Raw genomic sequence first — 16,361 nt, 5'->3', positions numbered from 1 at the left:
CCCTATGTACATAGGTAACGTCAGGGGTGGGCGCACCGTCGCACCCACCGAAAGGACTCCCCGATGGCGACTCGAATCACGCCCGCTGTAAACCGGGCAGCATCCCTGGAACTCATCCACGATTTCTCCCTCGAAATGACCGGCAAGGACATCGCCTCCCTCAAGGAGGCAAAAGACCGCATCCCTCCCGGCACACGGATCAACGTCACCTTCCTCGGCAATGAGGACCTGGAGATGCGGGTCGCCGCTGCCAGGACGGCCCGCGACCTCGGCTTCGTTCCGGTCCCGCACATCTCCGCCCGCCGTTTGAAGTCCAGGGCGCAGTTGGAGGAGTTCCTCGGACGCCTCCAGGAGGTTGGTGCCTCGGAGCACGTTTTCGCCGTCGGTGGTGACCCTGCCACGCCGGAGGGACCGTACGAGGACTCGCTGGAGATCATCCGCAGTGGCATCCTGCAGCAGTTCGGCGTGCGCGAGGTCGGCATCGGCGGGTATCCGGAGGGTCATCCAGACATCCCGAACGACGCCCTCTGGCACGCTCTGGAGGACAAGACCGCGGCTCTCGCCGAGCAGGGCCTTGGCGCCGCCATCCTCACCCAGTTCGCGTTCGATACCGATCCCGTGGCCGACTGGATCGATGCGGTACGGGCCAGGGGCATCAACGCCCCGATCCGTGTCGGCACGCCCGGGCCGGCCGGCATCAAACGGCTCCTTGGCTTTGCCCGCCGCTTCGGCGTCGGCGCCAACGCAATGATCGTGAAGAAGTACGGCTTCTCGCTGACGAACCTGATGGGCGATGCGGGGCCGGACCGGTTCGTCAATGATCTTGCCGCCGTACTTGCCGAACGTACCTCCGGTTCCCAACCGCACATCGGAGGGCGGGTCGGCCTGCACTTCTATACCTTCGGCGGCCTGCTCGCGACGGCGGAGTGGGTCCGGCAGTTCGTCGCCGAGCAAGGCTGAGGCGCCGGCGATGGCACTGCACACCGAGGCGCAGAAGGACCAGTCCTGCCTGATCGTCCAGCGGCATGCCGGGGGCCGGGTCATCCGGCATGGCATCCAGACGATCGTTTTCTGACCCAACCGATCCCACGCCGCAGGCTTCGGCCTGGGGCACCGACAGAACAGAGGTTCAACGTGGCACCCAAGAATCTGCAGGAAGTCCTCGACTCGTCCCGAGGCGCAGTAGACCTCCTCCGCAACTCGCAGATCGGCTCGTATATCTACCCTGTGGTTCCGGCGGACTTCCAGAACTGGATCAAGGAGCAGACGGCCTGGCGCCAGACCGCGGTGCTTTACGACCAGTCCCACCACATGGACAATCTGTTCATGAAGGGCTCCGATGCGATCAAGCTGATTACAGCCACGGCGATCAATTCCACCGCGGTGTTCCCGGTGAACAAGGCGAAGCAGTATGTGCCCACGACCGAGTCCGGGCACGTCATCGGCGACGGCATCCTCTTCCGCGAGGCGGAGGATGAGTACGTCTACGTGGGACGTGCCCCGGCAGCGAACTGGCTGCTCTACCACGGCGAGACCGGCGGCTATGGAAACCTGGACATCACGGTGGACCGACGTTCGCCGTCACGCCCCTACGGCCAGCAGGTCACGCGGCAGTATTACCGCTTCCAGATCCAGGGCCCGAACGCCTGGCAGGTGATCGAAAAACTCAACGGGGGCAAGCTGGAGCAGTTGAAGTTCTTCAACATGTCAACCATGACGATCGACGGGACGACCGTCCGCACCCTCCGCCACGGCATGGCGGGCGCACCAGGTCTCGAAATCTGGGGCCCGTACGCGGACCATGGCCGCATCCGCGATGCGATCGTAGCAGCCGGCGCAGAGTTCGGGCTGGTTCCTGTCGGCTCGCGCGCCTATCCGTCCAACACCCTCGAATCCGGCTGGATTCCCTCCCCGCTGCCTGCAATTTACACCGGCGAAGCGGAACGCGGCTACCGCGAATGGCTGCCCGCCGACGGGTACGAGGCGACCGGAACCCTCGCCGGGTCATTTGTCTCCGGGAACATCGAGGACTACTACCTGACCCCTTGGGAGCTCGGTTACGGTTCGTTCGTGAAATTCGACCACGACTTCATCGGCCGCGACGCCCTGGAGCGGGTCGATCCTGCCTCGCAGCGCAAGAAGGTCACCCTGGCTTGGGACGGCGGGGATGTCACCTCGATCTTCGCGTCGCTGTTCAATGTCGAAGGCCCGAGCTACAAGTTCTTCGACCTGCCGCTGGCGAACTACGGATCGGCGAATTACGACTCCGTCGTCGACGCCGACGGAACGGTCGTGGGCTACTCGATGTTCACCGGCTACAGCGCCAACGAGCGGCGGGCACTCTCGCTCGCGACGATCGACGCCAATGTTCCCGAAGGAACCGAACTGAGGGTCGTGTGGGGAGAGCCGAACGGCGGAACCGCCAAGGCCGCCGTCGAGCCGCACTTGCAGACCGAGGTGCGCGCCGTCGTCAGCCCCGTACCGTACTCGACCGTCGCACGCGCCACCTACCAGGGCGGGTGGCGGACCAACTACCAGTCGGCCTAGGCTGGGAACCTCGGTACAAAGGGGCGGCGCCCCCTTGTCCCTCCAGCCAGCCAAGGAGTACCGCATGAGCCTTCGATATGCGCTGCTTGCGTTGCTGCGTGTGGGCCCGCTCTCCGGCTACGAACTGCAGAAAGAATTCTCCTTGTCGGTGGGGCACGTGTGGCATGCCCCCGACTCCCAGATCTACCCCGAGCTGCGCAAAATGGAGGCCGAAAAGCTCATCGAGGGCGAAGAGCAACCGCGGGGCCAGCGCGCCACCAGGCGCGTTTATCACGTGACCGACGCCGGCGACCGGGCGTTCCTCGCCTGGATGCAGGCACCCCTGGAGTACGCGCGCGTCCGCGATCCGGCCCACCTGCGGGCCGCCTACCTGGAAGCGACATCTCCCGAGGCGGCCCGGGAGTTCCTCCGCCGGCACATCGCGCAGTGGGAGCGCGAGCTGGCGCAGTGGGAGGGTGAACTCCTTCGGATCGCCGAAGTGTCCAACCCGATGCTGGTGCGGCGCCTCGCGGTCACAGAACCCCAGGACCGCGAACGGACGATCGCGTTCAAGCGGTTTACTTATGAGGGCCTGGTTGACCGGGCCCGGGTCGAGATTTCCTGGGCCCAGCGCGGACTCAAGCTCATCGATGAACTGGAAGCCGCCGGCGCAGTGACGCCTGATCCCAGCGCCGCCCGCGTGTAGCGTCCGTCACCGCCCAGGCGGAGCTGCACCTGCCTGCATCCGCCCGGTTCGCCTTCCATCCCGCTGCCGTCCCGGCCCCTGGTCCGGGACGGCAGCGGGATGCGGTCAGGCCAGGCAGGCGGTTACCCGAAGTTCTCGGCCGTCGCGTATCCCTTTCCGTTGTACTTCTGGACGATGACCGACGATACGGCGGGCTGACCGTCGACTGTGGTGTCGATCGAGGTCCCCGACAGCATCAGAGGTGCCTGCAGCCCCTTGATGCTCCGCAAGGCCGTCATGAAGCTGTCCCTGGTCGGACTGGTCATGTTCTTGAATGCCTGCTCAAGCGTGGCTCCCACCATGTAGCTCCACATGCAGTGCGGGAACGCCGGCATGTCCGGGTAGTTGCCGTACTGCTTGAGTTCCGAGAGGAACTTCACGACATCGGGATCCTTGGCGAACGCCGGGCTCTGCGGCGCCTTGGCGAACGACACCGAGTAGATGCCCGGGTAGGCAGCCGCACCGCCCGGCTCAAGGATCGCCGTAGGACTCGAGGTGTTGGACGGCAGGAACCAGCTGGGCTTCCAGCCGATCTGCTGCGCCTTCTGCAGCGAGGCGATCGTGAGCGGGGTGACCGACATTGCGTTGAAGAAGACGTCCGCCCCTGAGGAGGCGAGCTGGGTGAGCTGCGCGTCCACCGAGGTGTCGGTGGCCTCGTACGTCTGTTCTCCCACCACCGAAATGTTGCTGGCGTCCTTGATGGCCTCCTTGAAGCCCGAAACGTAGCCCTTTCCGTAATCGTCGTTCTGGGACAGGAGGGCAACCTTGTGCTGGTCCTTCGAGGCAGCGAGCAGTTTGCCGAAGGCGGCCCCCTCATTCTGGTAGATCGGCACGAACCCCAGCTGCCAGGGGCTCTGCTTCTGATCGCTGAAGAGAGGATCGCCGGTCATCACGAGCACCTGCGGGAACTTTTCGCTGATGGCGGCGTCACGGTAGGCACGGTTGGTCGGGGTGCCGAGACCGGCCGTGGCGGCGAAGACATTGTCGGACACCATCTGCTGGAAGTTCGCCAGCGATTTCTGCGGATCGTAGGCGTCGTCGTAGGACTTGATGGTGACGGTGCGCGTCTTGCCGTCGCCGAACTTCACGCCACCCGCCGCGTTCACGGCGCCGAAGTAGGCCGAGACGCCTGCGACAGTGCAGGTTCCGGGGCCGGCGGTCGCGCCGCTGAGTGGAGTGGTGATGCCGAGGGTGATCGAAGTGTCGGTAATGCCGGGGGAAGCCCCCGAGCCGCCGCCCTGCCCCGAGCCGCCGCGGGTGCAACCTGAGAGGGAGAGCGCGACGATCGATGCCATCGCGACGATGCCAAGGACCCCGCCTGGCTTTGTTCTAATCTTCATGGTCGATCTTGCCTCTCTGTGTTTTCGAGTCCCTCCCGCGCGGCTTCCGGAACCGGATGATGCGCAGGAGCGGTCTGCGGGGGATTCCCGGGTGTGGGGCGGTCGGTCCGCCGACGGCCGAGCCGACGGATCACTCGCGGTAGGCTGACCAGTCCTTCGGGCAGCACGAACAGCACCGCGAGGAGGATCGCGCCCTGGCTGAGAGTGGTAAAGCTTGGATCGATCGCGTTCGTGAGTTGCGGAACGAAGACGTAGTAGGCGCCGCCGATGAGCGAGCCCGCGATGCTTCCGGCGCCGCCGATGACCATCGCAGCAAGGAGGCTGATGGAGTGGCCGAAGCTGAGGGTCTCGGGCGAGGTGTACTGCACGGCCGCGAGGTAGAGGAAGCCGCTCGCCCCGCCGAACATCGAGGCGATGGTGAATGCGAGCACCTTGGTGCGGTACGGCGAGACGCCCATCGAGGCCGCGACAGCTTCGTTCTCGCGGACCACCCCGAACGCCCGCCCGTATTTGCCCTGCACGAGGCTTCGGGCCAACAGGAACGCGGCGGCAGTCACCAGCAACACGATGTAGAACTGCCACTGGTCGTTGTAAAGGCCCGACCAGTCGGGCGCGTCCGAGAAGCGGGCCGAGATGCCCTGCGAGCCGCCCGTGAATTCTGAGAGGCGCTTGGCCAGCGGGACGCCGACGATCGGCAGCGCGATGGTGACCATCGCGATCGCCAGGCCGCCGAGCCGGGCAGCAGCGAGCGCCACGAGCAGCCCGACTATGCCGGCGATCACGCAGGACGCGACAAACACCACCATGATGTTCCAGCCGTGGTTGACGCCATAGGCGGTGACGTAGGCGCCGAGCCCGACGAAGAAGATCTGCCCGAGGTTGACCTGTCCGGTGTAGCCCATGATGATGTTCAGCCCCAACACCGCGACGGCGTAGACACCAATGCGCACCAGCGTCTGGTTGGCAAATGCCGGAAGGAGAAGCGGGGCAGCGATCAGTGCAATGGCGACCACCACAGTGAGGGCGATTCGCGCCGGTCTGCTGCATAGAGCGGACGATACGGTACCCATCAGACCCTCACCACAACCTTTCTCCCGAACAGGCCCTGGGGACGAAGGACAAGGATGACGAAGATCAACACAAACGGCACGGCGATCTTGAGGTCATGACCGATGAAGGGCACGTAAACGGCCACCAGGTTTTCAAGCACACCGATCGCCGAAGCGGCCACGACACAGCCGATCGGGCTGCTCAGGCCACCGAGGATGACGGCGGCGAGTGCGTAGACCAGCGCCGTGTCGAGCATGCCCGGGGTCAGCGTCAGCTGCGGAGCGACGAGGACGCCGGCGATTGCCCCGAGGGTCGCCGCAAGCCCCCAGCCGACCATGAGCAGCCGCCCCACCGGAAGCCCCGAGAACGCGGCAGAAGCCGGGTTGTCTGCCACCGCGCGGAGCGCGAGCCCGAGCTTGGTGCGGAGGAACAGCAGTTGCAGGACCACCATGATCACGACGATCGTCACCGTGGTGGCCAGTGATCGGACACTCACCACGGCGCCGAGGATTTCCACGCTGGTCAGCGGGAACAGGGACGGGAATCCAAGGTTGTTATAACCCCAAAGTACTGCGCAGAGGCCCGTGACAAGGGTGAGTAAGCCGACCGTCACCACGACGGCCGTGTCAGGATCGCCCCGCTCGAACCGGCGGACCAGGAATCGCTCCACCAGCGCACCGATGAAGAACGACAGCACCACCGCAATGACGATTGCGAGGAGAAGCGGCAGGCCCAGCCGGACGAAGACGTAGGCAATGTAGCTGGACAGCACGGCCAGGCCGCCCTGGGCGAAGTTGATCAGACCGGTCGCCTGGTTCACGAGCACGATCGCGAGGGCCAGGGCCGCATAGATGGAGCCGGTGGAGAGTCCGTCGACCACGAGTTGGATGAAGGTGCCCATCCGCGTTCAACCCCCCAGGTAGGCGCGGCGGATTTCGTCCATGCCCTTGAGCTCGGCCGAGGAACCGGTCAGCACGTTCCGGCCCGTTTCGAGCACGGTTGCCGTGTCGACGAGCGAGAATGCGAGGTTTGCGTTCTGCTCGACCACCACCATGGCGATGCCCGATTCGCGCCGGAGCCGGCGGATCGCATCGTAAACGGTCTTGGCCGTGCTGGGTGCCAGCCCGAGGGACGCTTCGTCAAGCAGCAACAGCTTGGGCTTGGCCATGAACGCCCGGGCCACAGCGAGCATCTGCTGCTCACCGCCGGACAGTGCCGCTGCCCGCGAGCCCACACGGTCCTGGAGTTGCGGGAACAGGTCCAGGCAGTAGTCGACGTCCGCGGAAATCGCCTTCCTGCCCTTGCGAAGGTAAGCGCCCACCAGCAGGTTCTCCCGTACGCTGAGCTGGCCGAGGGTTCCGCGGCCCTCCGGGACGTGGGCGATTCCCAGGGCGGCCACCTGGTCGGAGCGTAAACCCCGGATGTCGCGTCCGTCGAACGTGATCCGCCCCCCGGTGCGCACCGTGCCGCTGATCGCGCGCAGGGTGGTGGTCTTGCCCGCCCCGTTCGCGCCCAGGATGCCTACGGAACCGCCCTCGGGGACACTGATCGATACCCCGTCGAGCACCTGTATGGGCCCGTAGGACGCGGTCACGTCGGCCAGTTCAAGCAGCGTCATCCTCGGAGTCCTTCCCGATGTAGGCCTCGATCACGCGCGGATCGGACTGCGCCTCGGCTGCGGTGCCGGCCATGAGCTTGCGGCCGTGGTCGAGCACGACGACCTGGTCGGTGAGGGCCGAGATGAGTCCCATGTGGTGCTCCACGATGATGATCGTGATGTCCTGCTCGGCGCGGATCCGTTTCACTGTTGCGATGAGTTGCTGGACCTCGCCATGCGATAGTCCCGCTGCGGGCTCATCGAGCAGCAGCAGTGCCGGCTTGGAGAGCAGGGCTCGCCACAGCTCAATACCCTTGTGAAGGCCATGCGAGAGTTCATCGGCCGGGAGTGCTGCCGCCCAGCCGAGACCTGCGTGGTCGAGGAGTTCGAGCGCTTCCGCACGGATGGCGCGCTCGGCCCGCGCTGTATACGGCAGCCGGAGCGCCCAGGAAACGGGGCCGCCGGGGAGCCGGATGTGCCCCCCGAGGAGCACATTCTGCAGGACGGTGGCGTTCAGTTGGAGGGCCGGGTGCTGGAAGGTGCGCGCCAGGCCGAGGCGTGCAAGGCGGGACGGAGCGCTCCCCAGCACCTCTTTGCCGTTGATGGTGATCGACCCGGAGCTCGGCTTGTAGTGACCGCTGATGCAGTTAAATAGCGACGTTTTTCCGGCCCCGTTGGGACCGACCAGGCCCAGGATGACACCCGGCTCGACGTCGAAGCTCACGTCCTGCAGCACCTTGACGCCACCGAAGTGCAGGTTCACGTCCTTCAGGCTCAGGCTTGCGGCCACCCCGTACCTTCCTGTCGCATCATTGCTAGGAAACGACGCGATCGGTCACGACCGCCCGAGACCGACGGTACGGATCGGAGACGAAATTGTCAACGATTTGAATCGGGCCGTGCTGGACTCTGGAGAGAGGCGGCGGGCAGCGCCTAGCCTCCCGCGACGGACTGGATGATCAGGACCTCCTGGCCAGGGGACACCTCGGTGGCAAGTCCCTGCAAACGGCGGATCTCATGCCCGTTGACGTATATATTCACGTAGCGCCGGATCGCCCCGGTCTCATCCCGCAACCGCCTCGACAGGGCCGGATATTCCCCGGTCACCAGGTCCAGCACCCCCTCCACCGTCACCGCCGCATCTGCGGGCGCAGTCAGACAGGGCTGCCCGCCGGCCAGCGGCTGGAGCACGCTGGGCAACACCACACTGATCCCGGTCACGGGGCCTCAGGCGTTCACAGCGGCGCCGGCCCGCTCGGGACCGGTCGCGAAAGCGGTAGGGACGGCCGCGGCCCGCACGCACAGCACGTCCGGCAGGTGCGAGGCCACTTCGGCGAAGTGTTCACCCTCATCGGCGCTGGCGTAGACGCTGCCGCCCCGCGTGCCGAAGTACACCCCGGCCGGTTCTGCCGCGTCGACGCAGGCCGCATCCCGAAGCACAGAGTTGAAATCTGACGCAGGCAGCCCGTCGTCCAGGCGCTTCCAGCTCGCGCCGGCGTCGTCCGTCCGGTGAACCGCGAGCCTGCCCTCCGGCGGGATCCTTTCGCCGTCCGCCTTGAGCGGGATCACCCAGGCAGTGCCGGCCCGGCGGGGGTGCGTGAGCATCACGAAGCCGAAGTCCGCCGGCAGGCCCTCCGCAATCGATTCCCAGTTCTCGGCGTCGTCGTCACTGCGATAGACGCCGTGGTGGTTCTGCGCGTAGAGGCGGCCGTCGACGGCGGCATCGGCCGCGATCTTGTGCACACACTGGCCAAATTCCGGGTTGGGGTCGGGCATGAAGTAGGCAGAAATTCCCTTGTTCCGCGGCTCCCAGGAGCTGCCGCCGTCGAGCGAGCGGTACACACCTCCGGTGCTCATGGCAACATGCACCTTCTCGCCGGTCTGGTCGACAACGATGGAGTGCGCTGCTGCCCCGCCGTAGCCGGCGCCCCATTCGCCGCGGTGCGGATGGTCCCAGAGCCCACGGTTGAGCTCGAAGTGCTCGCCGCCGTCGGTGGACTTCCAGACCGAGATCGGCTCACAGCCGGCCCAGACGACGCCGGGACGGGACTCGGCGTCGGGATGGATCTGCCAGACGCGCTCCAACGCAGCATCCGTGCCCTCCGGGAAGCGGATGGCGCCCTGTTCCGGCTCATTCCATGTTTCGCCCAGGTCATCGGAGTGGAACACCGTGGGGCCCCAGTGCTCGGACCGGACGCCGACCAGGATCCGGGTCCGGCCGTCGCGGGTGTCGATGCCGATACTGGGGACTTCGCTCATCAGGAAGTGCGGGCCGGAAAGGGACCAGTCTCTGCGGTCCGGGCTCGTCGCCAGCCAGAGACCTTTTTTGGTGCCGATCGCCAGGACATAACTCTCTGCGGTTGCCATGCCCCCTATGGAACCACCGCAGCAGGATGGCCGCAACGGTTTTCGGCCTGTTGGTTGCCCCGGATGAATCAGTCCACGAATTCGGACTGGGTTTCGATGAAGTCCCAATCATCACCGCTCAGCACTCCGGAAACAGCGTCCGGGTGCGGGCCTCCGGCTTCAGCAATGCCCTGCAGCACGGGCAGCGGCAGCTCGGCCGCGCGCAGGTTCTCCCGCAGCCACTCCTTGCTCGCCAGATCAAGATCCAGCCACCACATGAAGATTTCCACGGCGGTCACCCTTTCCTCTGTTCTTCAACGTTAGGCCCCGCACCGAAGGGCTTCAAGGGCCGCGTGGCTCTGGCGGCATCCGGGGCAGCGAAAGACCGGGGAGTAAGTCCCTGTTCAGGCCGCGGACCGCGGGCCACAATAGGGTATGTCCCCCGAGAGCACGAGTGGTCCGCCGCCCCTCGTGGTCGGCGTGCTCCCCGGGCAGAGCCCCGAAGTGCTGCGCACTGCCGCCTCTCTGGCAAGGCAAATCGACTCCCCCCTGATCTGCGCCCATGTGGATGAGGCAAGCTACCTCGTGGAGTGGGATCCGGCGCGGTCCGCGCACCGGCTCTCACTGCACCCGGACACGGACAACGCCGAAATCCGGGCCGTGACCCAGGAATTGCGGAACAACATCAGCGCCGCCTGCGAGCCCCTGGGTGTGCACTGGACCCTGCGGACGCTGGCGGGGGACCCGGCCCGGGCACTTGGCCGGCTGGCAGCGGAGGTCGGTGCCGCAATCATCATCGTCGGGACCCCGGAACCCGGCCTGGGCCACCGCGTCTCCGCCGCCCTCAACGGTTCAGTGGCCGCGTGGCTCAGCCACCATCAGGACCATCCGATCCTGATCGTTCCGGTCCGGGCGGCAGTCCATCACCGGACACAACATGGCACCTGACAGGTTCCCGGCCGGAGGCCGGCGTGGCCGTGCCGCTTGAGCGTGACTTTGTTGTAGCCGAATACCGGCGCAATTGCGCAGAGCTCGAAGCGACCCTGGCGGGCCTGTCGCCCGCGGCACTGCGGCACCGCAGCGCGGGCACCTGCTGGAGCAACGAGGAACTGCTCTACCACATGGTGTTCGGGTATGTTGTGGTGCTGGCACTGCTGCCCCTGGTGCGGGTCTTCGGACGGCTGCCCGTCCCGGTCAACCGCGGTTTCGCGTGGCTCCTGAACGCCGGAACGGCTCCGTTCGACGTCATCAACTTCTGGGGCTCCAAGGGGGGCGCCCGCATCTTCAACCGGCGCAGGATGGCCGCCAAGCTGCGCCGGGTGACAGCGGCACTGGCGCTGCGGTTGCGCCGGGAGCCCGAAGCCGGCCTCGCCCTCCGCATGTCCTTCCCGACCCGCTGGGACCCGTTCTTCAAAGAAACGATGACCCTGGCGGACGTCTATGCATACCCCGTGGCGCACTTTGATTTCCACGCCGCCCAGCTTTTCCTGGACGCGGATCCCGGGGCTTCGCGGCGTCCCCGAAAGTAAAGCGAAAGTAGTTATTCGGGGTGCTGGCTTTCTGCGCCTACCGCCCAGTAAGCTTGAATTTGTAGGCGGAGGATGGACCGCCCACCCAAAGACTGCTCCGGAGTGCGTATCCCCCAATAACGCACTCCGGAGCTTTTTTGTGTCCGGAGGTCCATGGGGGCTGCCCCGCGGAGATACCCCCGAGGGGTACTTGCGTGATACCCCTAGGGGGTATAGGTTTGGATTCATGAACGAGCGTGAAGCCCCCGTCGTGGCACCCGCGGACACCGAGCTGCACCAACAGCACGGCTATTCCTCCAACAAGGAGGCCTATCTGCGGCGGCTCAAACGGATCGAGGGCCAGGTGCGCGGCATCGCCCGGATGGTCGATGAGGACAAGTACTGCATCGACATCCTTACCCAGGTCGCAGCCGTCACGAAAGCACTGCATGCCGTCAGCCTTGGACTGGTGGAGGAGCACATCGGCCATTGCGTCGTCGGCGCCGCCTCCGAACCGGACCCCCAGCTGCGGGCCGAAGCCATCGACTTCAAGGTCAAGGAGGCCACCGATGCCATCGGGCGCCTGCTGCGGTAGCGGCAACACCACTCACTACCCATCCGGGCTGATGAACCACCAGCAGCCCACCCACAAGGAGCCAGCCATGAGCACCGTTTCCACCACCGTCAACGTTTCAGGCATGACCTGCGGCCACTGCGTGTCATCCGTCAGCGAAGAGCTCGAGGCGCTGGCCGGCGTTGAGAGCGTCGACGTCGACCTTAACTCCGGCGGCATCTCCACTGTCACGATCACCTCCGCCGGGGCCCTGTCCAGCTCCGAGATCGGCGAGGCCGTCGCCGAAGCCGGCTACCTGGTCGTTGCCAACGAGGCCTGAGCCCCACCTGCCCGGCACACCACGCAGAGCACGCCAACAGAATGGGAAACACCGTGAACCGAGAGCAACTGCTGGACCTGCCTGGAACCCGGGTGATCGAGCTCGACATCGAGGGCATGACCTGTGCGTCCTGCGTCAGCCGCATCGAACGCAAGCTCGGAAAGCTCGACGGCGTCACGGCCACGGTCAACCTGCCCCTGGAATCAGCCCACGTGAGAGCCCCGGCAGACATTACCGACGCCCAGATCACCGCCACAGTGGAAGCAGCAGGCTACAAGGCGAAGGTCCACGCCCCCAGGTACCCAGCCACCCCGGCTGAGCCGGTCAGTACGGCGATCGCGACACAGCCAACCATCGTCGGCGACATGTCCCCGAGCGCCGCCCCCGGGGGCCAGCGGGGAGGAACGACCGAGCACGCGGAGCGTGTCCTCGGTGGAGTCGCGGTTGGTGGTCACCCGGCGTCCGCGGCGGCAGCCAAGCTCCGCCCCCGCCTGATCGTGGCGGCCATCCTCACCATTCCGGTGTTCCTCATTTCGATGTTCCCGGCCTTCCAATTCGCCAACTGGGGCTGGGTAGCAGGAATCCTGGCCCTGCCGGTGGTTACCTGGGCGGCCTGGCCCTTCCACCGGGCAGCCGCCATCAACGCCCGGCACCTCTCCTCCACAATGGACACGCTCGTCTCCATCGGCGTGACTGCCGCGTACGCCTTCTCGGCCTGGCAGCTTGCCGTGGACCCGCTGATGACCGCTCCCCAGCCGGGAATGGAGAGCATGGAAATGGACTCCGGCGGGCTTTACTTCGAGGTCGCCTCGGTTGTCACCACCTTCCTCCTGCTGGGCCGGTACCTGGAGGCCAATGCCAAGCAAAAGGCCGGAGATGCCCTCAAGGCCCTGCTGAACTTGGGCGCCAAGGATGCCACGGTCCTCCGCGACGGCCAGGAGCAGCAAATCCCGGCTGATCACCTGGGGGTGGGCGACCTGATTGTGGTCCGCCCCGGCGAGAAGATCGCGACTGACGGCATCGTCATCGAAGGGTCCTCCGCTGTCGACGCCTCGCTGGTCACGGGCGAATCGGTGCCGGTGGAAGTCGGCCCGGACAGCCCGGTGACGGGCGCCACCATCAACACCTCCGGCCGGCTGCTGGTCCGCGCCACGCGCGTCGGCACCGAAACCACCCTGGCCCAGATGGGCCGGCTGGTCTCCCAGGCACAGACCGGCAAGGCACAGATCGCGCGCCTCGCGGACCGGATCAGTGCAGTATTCGTGCCGGTGGTCCTGGCCACCGCCGCGGTGACCTTCGGCGCCTGGCTGCTCGCGGCCGGCCCGGCGGTCAGCGATGCCGAACTCCGTGCAGCGTTTACGGCTGCCGTCGCCGTGCTGGTCATTGCCTGCCCTTGCGCCCTGGGTCTGGCCACGCCGGTGGGGCTGCTCACCGGCACCGGCCGGGGCGCCCAGTTGGGCATCCTGATCAGGGGCCCCCAGGTCCTCGAGGACACCCGGACCGTTGACACCATCCTGCTGGACAAGACCGGCACCGTGACCACCGGCCACCTCGCGGTCGACGGCACGGAGGCATTCGGACCGTTCGACCCCGCCCAGGTGCTGCGTCTGGCCGGCGCCCTGGAGGCAGCCTCTGAGCACCCGATCGCCCGCGCCATCGCCGCGGCAGCACTCCCGGCCGAGGGCCCGGGCGGCGCCTCCGGCAGCCTTCCCGCCGTCGTCGATTTCCGCTCCGCGCCCGGTGGCGGAGTCCAGGGTACGGTCGAGGGCCGGCTCGTGACGGCAGGCCGTACGGGCTGGCTGGAGCAGAACGGCATCACACCGGCAGCGGCGCAACGGGAGGCCCTCAGCGCCGCCGAGGGCTCCGGGGCCACCGTGATCTGGCTCGCCGTGGACGGGGAGCCGGCCGGGATCATCAGCCTCCGGGATACGGTCAAGCCCGGCTCTGCCGCGGCGATCTTGCGGCTCCGCGGGCTGGGTCTCCGGCCGATTCTCCTGACCGGGGACAATGCCGCCGTGGCCGCGCAGGTGGCAGCCGCCGTCGGCATCGCCCCGGAGGATGTCTTCGCCGGCGTGCTGCCGGAGGGCAAGGTCGAGGCGGTGCGGAAGCTGCAGTCGCACGGCGCCACTGTCGCCATGGCAGGTGACGGCGTCAACGACGCCGCGGCGCTGGCCCAGGCGGATCTGGGCATCGCGATGGGCTCCGGCACCGATGTTGCGATCGAGGCCGCCGACCTGACGGTGATGGGCAACGAACTGGGGCAGGTCGCCCAAGCAATCGAGCTATCCCGCCGGACCCTTGCAACCATCAAGACGAACCTTTTTTGGGCGTTCTTCTACAACGCCGTGGGCATCCCGGTGGCGGCCCTGGGGTTGCTCAACCCGATGATCGCGGGCGCGGCCATGGCCGCGAGCTCCGTGCTGGTTGTGGCCAACTCGCTGCGGCTGCGCAGCTTCGGCAGGTAGCCCCCAGCCTCGGGCCTGTCCCCCCTCAGACCGCACCAAAGCGGACGGCGGCCCTGGCTTTCGCCTTGGCGGCCTCCTCCCCGCGGTCCCTTGCCGGGGCGTGGGTCACCAGGGAGTCGAGCAGGTGCTGCGTGGCGTGGGCAATCTCATGCACGGCCCGGTTGAAGGCCTCTTCGTTGGCCTTGGACGGTTTGGTGCTGCCACTGACCTTGCGCACGTATTGCAGCGCGGCGGCCTCCACTTCGGCGGTGGTGGCATGGGGTTCGAAGTTATGCAGGGTCCGGATGTTTCGGCACATATCTTCATGCTAGGTGCGTTCCGTCCCGGGAACGAGTGCCCGACGCCTGAAATGAGCCGCGGGGGCCGGGCAGGACGGTGAGGGCCAGCGGATGCGGTGGCGGCCGGATGGGGAGGGGTGCCCATCGACACTTTTTCGGCGGACAGGGTAGGTTCGAGGCAATGGACTTCCGGGAACAGCCGGGGGCCTTTGGGGGACGCCGGCAGGGCCCGGGTCCGTTCACTTTATTTGAGGAGATTTTCGAATGGCTATTTGGGGCGCAGACATTGCTCAGCTCAAGACTCTTGGGACGAAGCTGCAGGCGGGTTCGTCGGAGATCGACAAGCAGAAGTCGCTGCTGACCAAGGTGCTGGAGGGCACCGACTGGAAGGGCCCGGACGCGGACAAGTTCCGCAGCGAGTGGAACGGCCAGCACGTCGCCGCGCTGGCGAAGGTGTCCCAGGCGCTGCAGGAGGCCGGCAAGCACGCCAGCCGCAACGCCACCGAGCAGGAAAGCGCTTCCCGCTAGGCCCAGGATCTTCAGCACACGGCCCGGACGCACCGCGTCCGGGCCGTTGTTGTCCGCACCTGCCTACGGCACCGGCTCGACGTCGTTCGCGTGGTCGAGCGCTTCCGGCATTGCAGCACCCTCGCCGGCCGTTGACCGGAGCTCGTCCAGCCGGACCAGCACGACGCCGCCGACAATCAGCACCCCGCCGACCAGCTGGATGGGGCCCGGGAGTTCACCAAGGAGCAGCCACGCCCAGATGACGGCGAACAGCACCTCGGTCAGCGAGACAAAGGATGCCACCTTCGAGCCCAGTGCCCGCGCCGCCATGATGCCGGAGACGTAGGCGAGCACGGTGGCCAGCACAACGAGGCCTCCCAGCGCCACCCACCAGGGTGTGGTCCATGGTCCGAGGCGGGTGTCGGCGGTGCTGAATGTCATCGGCAGCAATCCGGTTGCGGCCGCAAGCCACATGATGACCGCGCCGACCATGAGCCCGCCGGAGGCGAGGACGATCGGCGGGAGCGTGTCGTTTTCCTTGGCTGTGATGAAGAAGTAGATGGCGAGGCAGACGGCAGCCGCGATCCCCCACAGCACGCCGACGAAGTCGATCTTGACGGCTCCGGTGAGGTCCAGCACCAGGACCAGACCGCCCAGGGACAGCAGGGTCCCGGCCACCGTCAGCGGCCGCGGGCGTTTCCTGCTGGCGGCCCAGAGCCAGAGTACGATGAGCACGGGAGCCAGGTATTCCAGCAGGAGGGCCACCCCCACCGACAGCCTGGCCACGGCATTGAAATAGAACAGCTGGCAGGCGGCTACGCCAATGAGGCCGAAGAGCAGCACGGTGAGCCAATTGTCCCTGAGCTGGTGCCAGCGACCACGCAGCGCCGGTATAGCGGGAACTGCCAGGATCAGCGCCGCCCCGGTGAGGCGGGCTGTAACGGCTGCCCCGGGGGTCCAGCCAGTCTCCAGCAGCGCCTTGGCAAAAGAGCCGGACAGGCCGAAAACGGCCGAGGAGAACAAGGCAACCCCCAGACCCGAGGCCATGAATCCCGTTGCCGCGGCACGCTTGCCGGCGCCATGGGTTCCGGCGGCGGGCAGCCCCG

The 16,361-nt window shown here is 66.6% G+C and carries 19 protein-coding genes; 9 read left to right on the top strand and 10 right to left on the bottom strand.

What is annotated here, in order from left to right:
- The first annotated feature begins 63 nt into the window (after positions 1-63).
- From AC1MFL_RS09575 to AC1MFL_RS09565, 3 genes are all read left to right on the top strand, one after another.
- Positions 64-960 carry a methylenetetrahydrofolate reductase gene (locus AC1MFL_RS09575; RefSeq protein WP_479815109.1) on the top strand — a complete coding sequence of 299 codons (897 nt, stop codon included), beginning with the start codon at positions 64-66 and terminating at the stop codon, positions 958-960.
- Between the two features lie 174 nt (positions 961-1,134).
- A complete protein-coding gene (gene ligM / locus AC1MFL_RS09570) occupies positions 1,135-2,547 on the top strand; it encodes a vanillate/3-O-methylgallate O-demethylase (RefSeq protein WP_479815107.1) in 1,413 nt (470 codons plus the stop codon).
- A gap of 64 nt (positions 2,548-2,611) precedes the next feature.
- On the top strand, positions 2,612-3,232 hold the full coding sequence (locus tag AC1MFL_RS09565; RefSeq protein WP_479815106.1) for a PadR family transcriptional regulator: 621 nt from the start codon (positions 2,612-2,614) through the stop codon (positions 3,230-3,232).
- A 122-nt stretch (positions 3,233-3,354) separates the two neighbouring features.
- Here the strand turns inward: AC1MFL_RS09565 and AC1MFL_RS09560 are convergent, their stop codons facing one another.
- From AC1MFL_RS09560 to AC1MFL_RS09525, 8 genes are all read right to left on the bottom strand, one after another.
- Positions 3,355-4,611 (bottom strand): ABC transporter substrate-binding protein, encoded by a 1,257-nt coding sequence (locus tag AC1MFL_RS09560; protein ID WP_479815104.1) that lies wholly within the window; start codon positions 4,609-4,611, stop codon positions 3,355-3,357.
- Positions 4,608-5,624, bottom strand: a complete 1,017-nt coding sequence (locus AC1MFL_RS09555) for a branched-chain amino acid ABC transporter permease (RefSeq protein ID WP_479815102.1) — start codon at positions 5,622-5,624, stop codon at positions 4,608-4,610. Before AC1MFL_RS09555 ends, AC1MFL_RS09560 begins: the two co-directional genes overlap by 4 nt.
- 56 nt (positions 5,625-5,680) lie before the next feature.
- Entirely contained in the window at positions 5,681-6,562 is an 882-nt protein-coding gene (locus AC1MFL_RS09550; RefSeq protein WP_479815100.1) for a branched-chain amino acid ABC transporter permease, read from the bottom strand.
- A 6-nt stretch (positions 6,563-6,568) separates the two neighbouring features.
- Entirely contained in the window at positions 6,569-7,279 is a 711-nt protein-coding gene (locus AC1MFL_RS09545) for an ABC transporter ATP-binding protein (protein ID WP_479815098.1), read from the bottom strand.
- On the bottom strand, positions 7,266-8,048 hold the full coding sequence (locus AC1MFL_RS09540) for an ABC transporter ATP-binding protein (RefSeq protein ID WP_479815096.1): 783 nt from the start codon (positions 8,046-8,048) through the stop codon (positions 7,266-7,268). Before AC1MFL_RS09540 ends, AC1MFL_RS09545 begins: the two co-directional genes overlap by 14 nt.
- Positions 8,049-8,191: 143 nt before the next feature.
- Positions 8,192-8,479: a MoaD/ThiS family protein gene (locus tag AC1MFL_RS09535; RefSeq protein WP_479815095.1), complete on the bottom strand. Its 288-nt coding sequence runs from the start codon at positions 8,477-8,479 to the stop codon at positions 8,192-8,194.
- Between the two features lie 6 nt (positions 8,480-8,485).
- Complete coding sequence (locus AC1MFL_RS09530; RefSeq protein WP_479815412.1) at positions 8,486-9,634, bottom strand: WD40/YVTN/BNR-like repeat-containing protein; 1,149 nt, start codon at positions 9,632-9,634, stop codon at positions 8,486-8,488.
- Positions 9,635-9,693: 59 nt separating this feature from the next.
- Complete coding sequence (locus AC1MFL_RS09525; RefSeq protein ID WP_479815093.1) at positions 9,694-9,894, bottom strand: hypothetical protein; 201 nt, start codon at positions 9,892-9,894, stop codon at positions 9,694-9,696.
- A 145-nt stretch (positions 9,895-10,039) separates the two neighbouring features.
- Here AC1MFL_RS09525 and AC1MFL_RS09520 point away from each other — a divergent pair, with 145 nt between their 5' ends.
- From AC1MFL_RS09520 to AC1MFL_RS09500, 5 genes are all read left to right on the top strand, one after another.
- On the top strand, positions 10,040-10,552 hold the full coding sequence (locus AC1MFL_RS09520; protein WP_479815091.1) for a universal stress protein: 513 nt from the start codon (positions 10,040-10,042) through the stop codon (positions 10,550-10,552).
- A 23-nt stretch (positions 10,553-10,575) separates the two neighbouring features.
- Positions 10,576-11,133 (top strand): DinB family protein, encoded by a 558-nt coding sequence (locus AC1MFL_RS09515; protein WP_479815089.1) that lies wholly within the window; start codon positions 10,576-10,578, stop codon positions 11,131-11,133.
- A 226-nt stretch (positions 11,134-11,359) separates the two neighbouring features.
- Positions 11,360-11,707, top strand: coding sequence for a metal-sensitive transcriptional regulator (locus tag AC1MFL_RS09510; RefSeq protein ID WP_479815087.1), 348 nt, complete (start codon positions 11,360-11,362; stop codon positions 11,705-11,707).
- Between the two features lie 67 nt (positions 11,708-11,774).
- On the top strand, positions 11,775-12,005 hold the full coding sequence (locus tag AC1MFL_RS09505) for a heavy-metal-associated domain-containing protein (protein ID WP_479815086.1): 231 nt from the start codon (positions 11,775-11,777) through the stop codon (positions 12,003-12,005).
- Positions 12,006-12,046: 41 nt separating this feature from the next.
- A complete protein-coding gene (locus AC1MFL_RS09500) occupies positions 12,047-14,470 on the top strand; it encodes a heavy metal translocating P-type ATPase (RefSeq protein WP_479815084.1) in 2,424 nt (807 codons plus the stop codon).
- A 25-nt stretch (positions 14,471-14,495) separates the two neighbouring features.
- On the opposite strand, the gene AC1MFL_RS09495 is transcribed toward AC1MFL_RS09500, so the two are convergent.
- Positions 14,496-14,768: a DUF2277 domain-containing protein gene (locus AC1MFL_RS09495; protein ID WP_479815083.1), complete on the bottom strand. Its 273-nt coding sequence runs from the start codon at positions 14,766-14,768 to the stop codon at positions 14,496-14,498.
- A 244-nt stretch (positions 14,769-15,012) separates the two neighbouring features.
- On the opposite strand from AC1MFL_RS09495, the gene AC1MFL_RS09490 reads away from it, so the two are divergent.
- Complete coding sequence (locus tag AC1MFL_RS09490) at positions 15,013-15,276, top strand: hypothetical protein (RefSeq protein ID WP_226761412.1); 264 nt, start codon at positions 15,013-15,015, stop codon at positions 15,274-15,276.
- A 63-nt stretch (positions 15,277-15,339) separates the two neighbouring features.
- Here AC1MFL_RS09490 and AC1MFL_RS09485 read toward each other — a convergent pair whose 3' ends face one another.
- Complete coding sequence (locus AC1MFL_RS09485; protein ID WP_479815410.1) at positions 15,340-16,302, bottom strand: EamA family transporter; 963 nt, start codon at positions 16,300-16,302, stop codon at positions 15,340-15,342.
- Positions 16,303-16,361: the final 59 nt, after the last annotated feature.

The sequence above is a fragment of the Arthrobacter sp. BG3 genome (genome assembly GCF_056680185.1).
The sequence above is the reverse complement of the archived record's forward strand: the minus strand, read 5'-3'. Positions and strand labels throughout refer to the sequence as shown.

What these genes read in the sequence shown, in the direction of transcription:
- AC1MFL_RS09575 (WP_479815109.1), top strand. Translation starts at nt 64, where the DNA reads ATGGCGACTCGAATCACGCCCGCTGTAAACCGGGCAGCATCCCTGGAA.
- AC1MFL_RS09565 (WP_479815106.1), top strand. Translation starts at nt 2,612, where the DNA reads ATGAGCCTTCGATATGCGCTGCTTGCGTTGCTGCGTGTGGGCCCGCTC.
- AC1MFL_RS09560 (WP_479815104.1), bottom strand. Translation starts at nt 4,611, where the DNA reads ATGAAGATTAGAACAAAGCCAGGCGGGGTCCTTGGCATCGTCGCGATG.
- AC1MFL_RS09550 (WP_479815100.1), bottom strand. Translation starts at nt 6,562, where the DNA reads ATGGGCACCTTCATCCAACTCGTGGTCGACGGACTCTCCACCGGCTCC.
- AC1MFL_RS09545 (WP_479815098.1), bottom strand. Translation starts at nt 7,279, where the DNA reads ATGACGCTGCTTGAACTGGCCGACGTGACCGCGTCCTACGGGCCCATA.
- AC1MFL_RS09520 (WP_479815091.1), top strand. Translation starts at nt 10,040, where the DNA reads ATGTCCCCCGAGAGCACGAGTGGTCCGCCGCCCCTCGTGGTCGGCGTG.
- AC1MFL_RS09510 (WP_479815087.1), top strand. Translation starts at nt 11,360, where the DNA reads ATGAACGAGCGTGAAGCCCCCGTCGTGGCACCCGCGGACACCGAGCTG.
- AC1MFL_RS09505 (WP_479815086.1), top strand. Translation starts at nt 11,775, where the DNA reads ATGAGCACCGTTTCCACCACCGTCAACGTTTCAGGCATGACCTGCGGC.
- AC1MFL_RS09500 (WP_479815084.1), top strand. Translation starts at nt 12,047, where the DNA reads ATGGGAAACACCGTGAACCGAGAGCAACTGCTGGACCTGCCTGGAACC.
- AC1MFL_RS09495 (WP_479815083.1), bottom strand. Translation starts at nt 14,768, where the DNA reads ATGTGCCGAAACATCCGGACCCTGCATAACTTCGAACCCCATGCCACC.
- AC1MFL_RS09490 (WP_226761412.1), top strand. Translation starts at nt 15,013, where the DNA reads ATGGCTATTTGGGGCGCAGACATTGCTCAGCTCAAGACTCTTGGGACG.
- AC1MFL_RS09485 (WP_479815410.1), bottom strand. Translation starts at nt 16,302, where the DNA reads ATGGCCTCGGGTCTGGGGGTTGCCTTGTTCTCCTCGGCCGTTTTCGGC.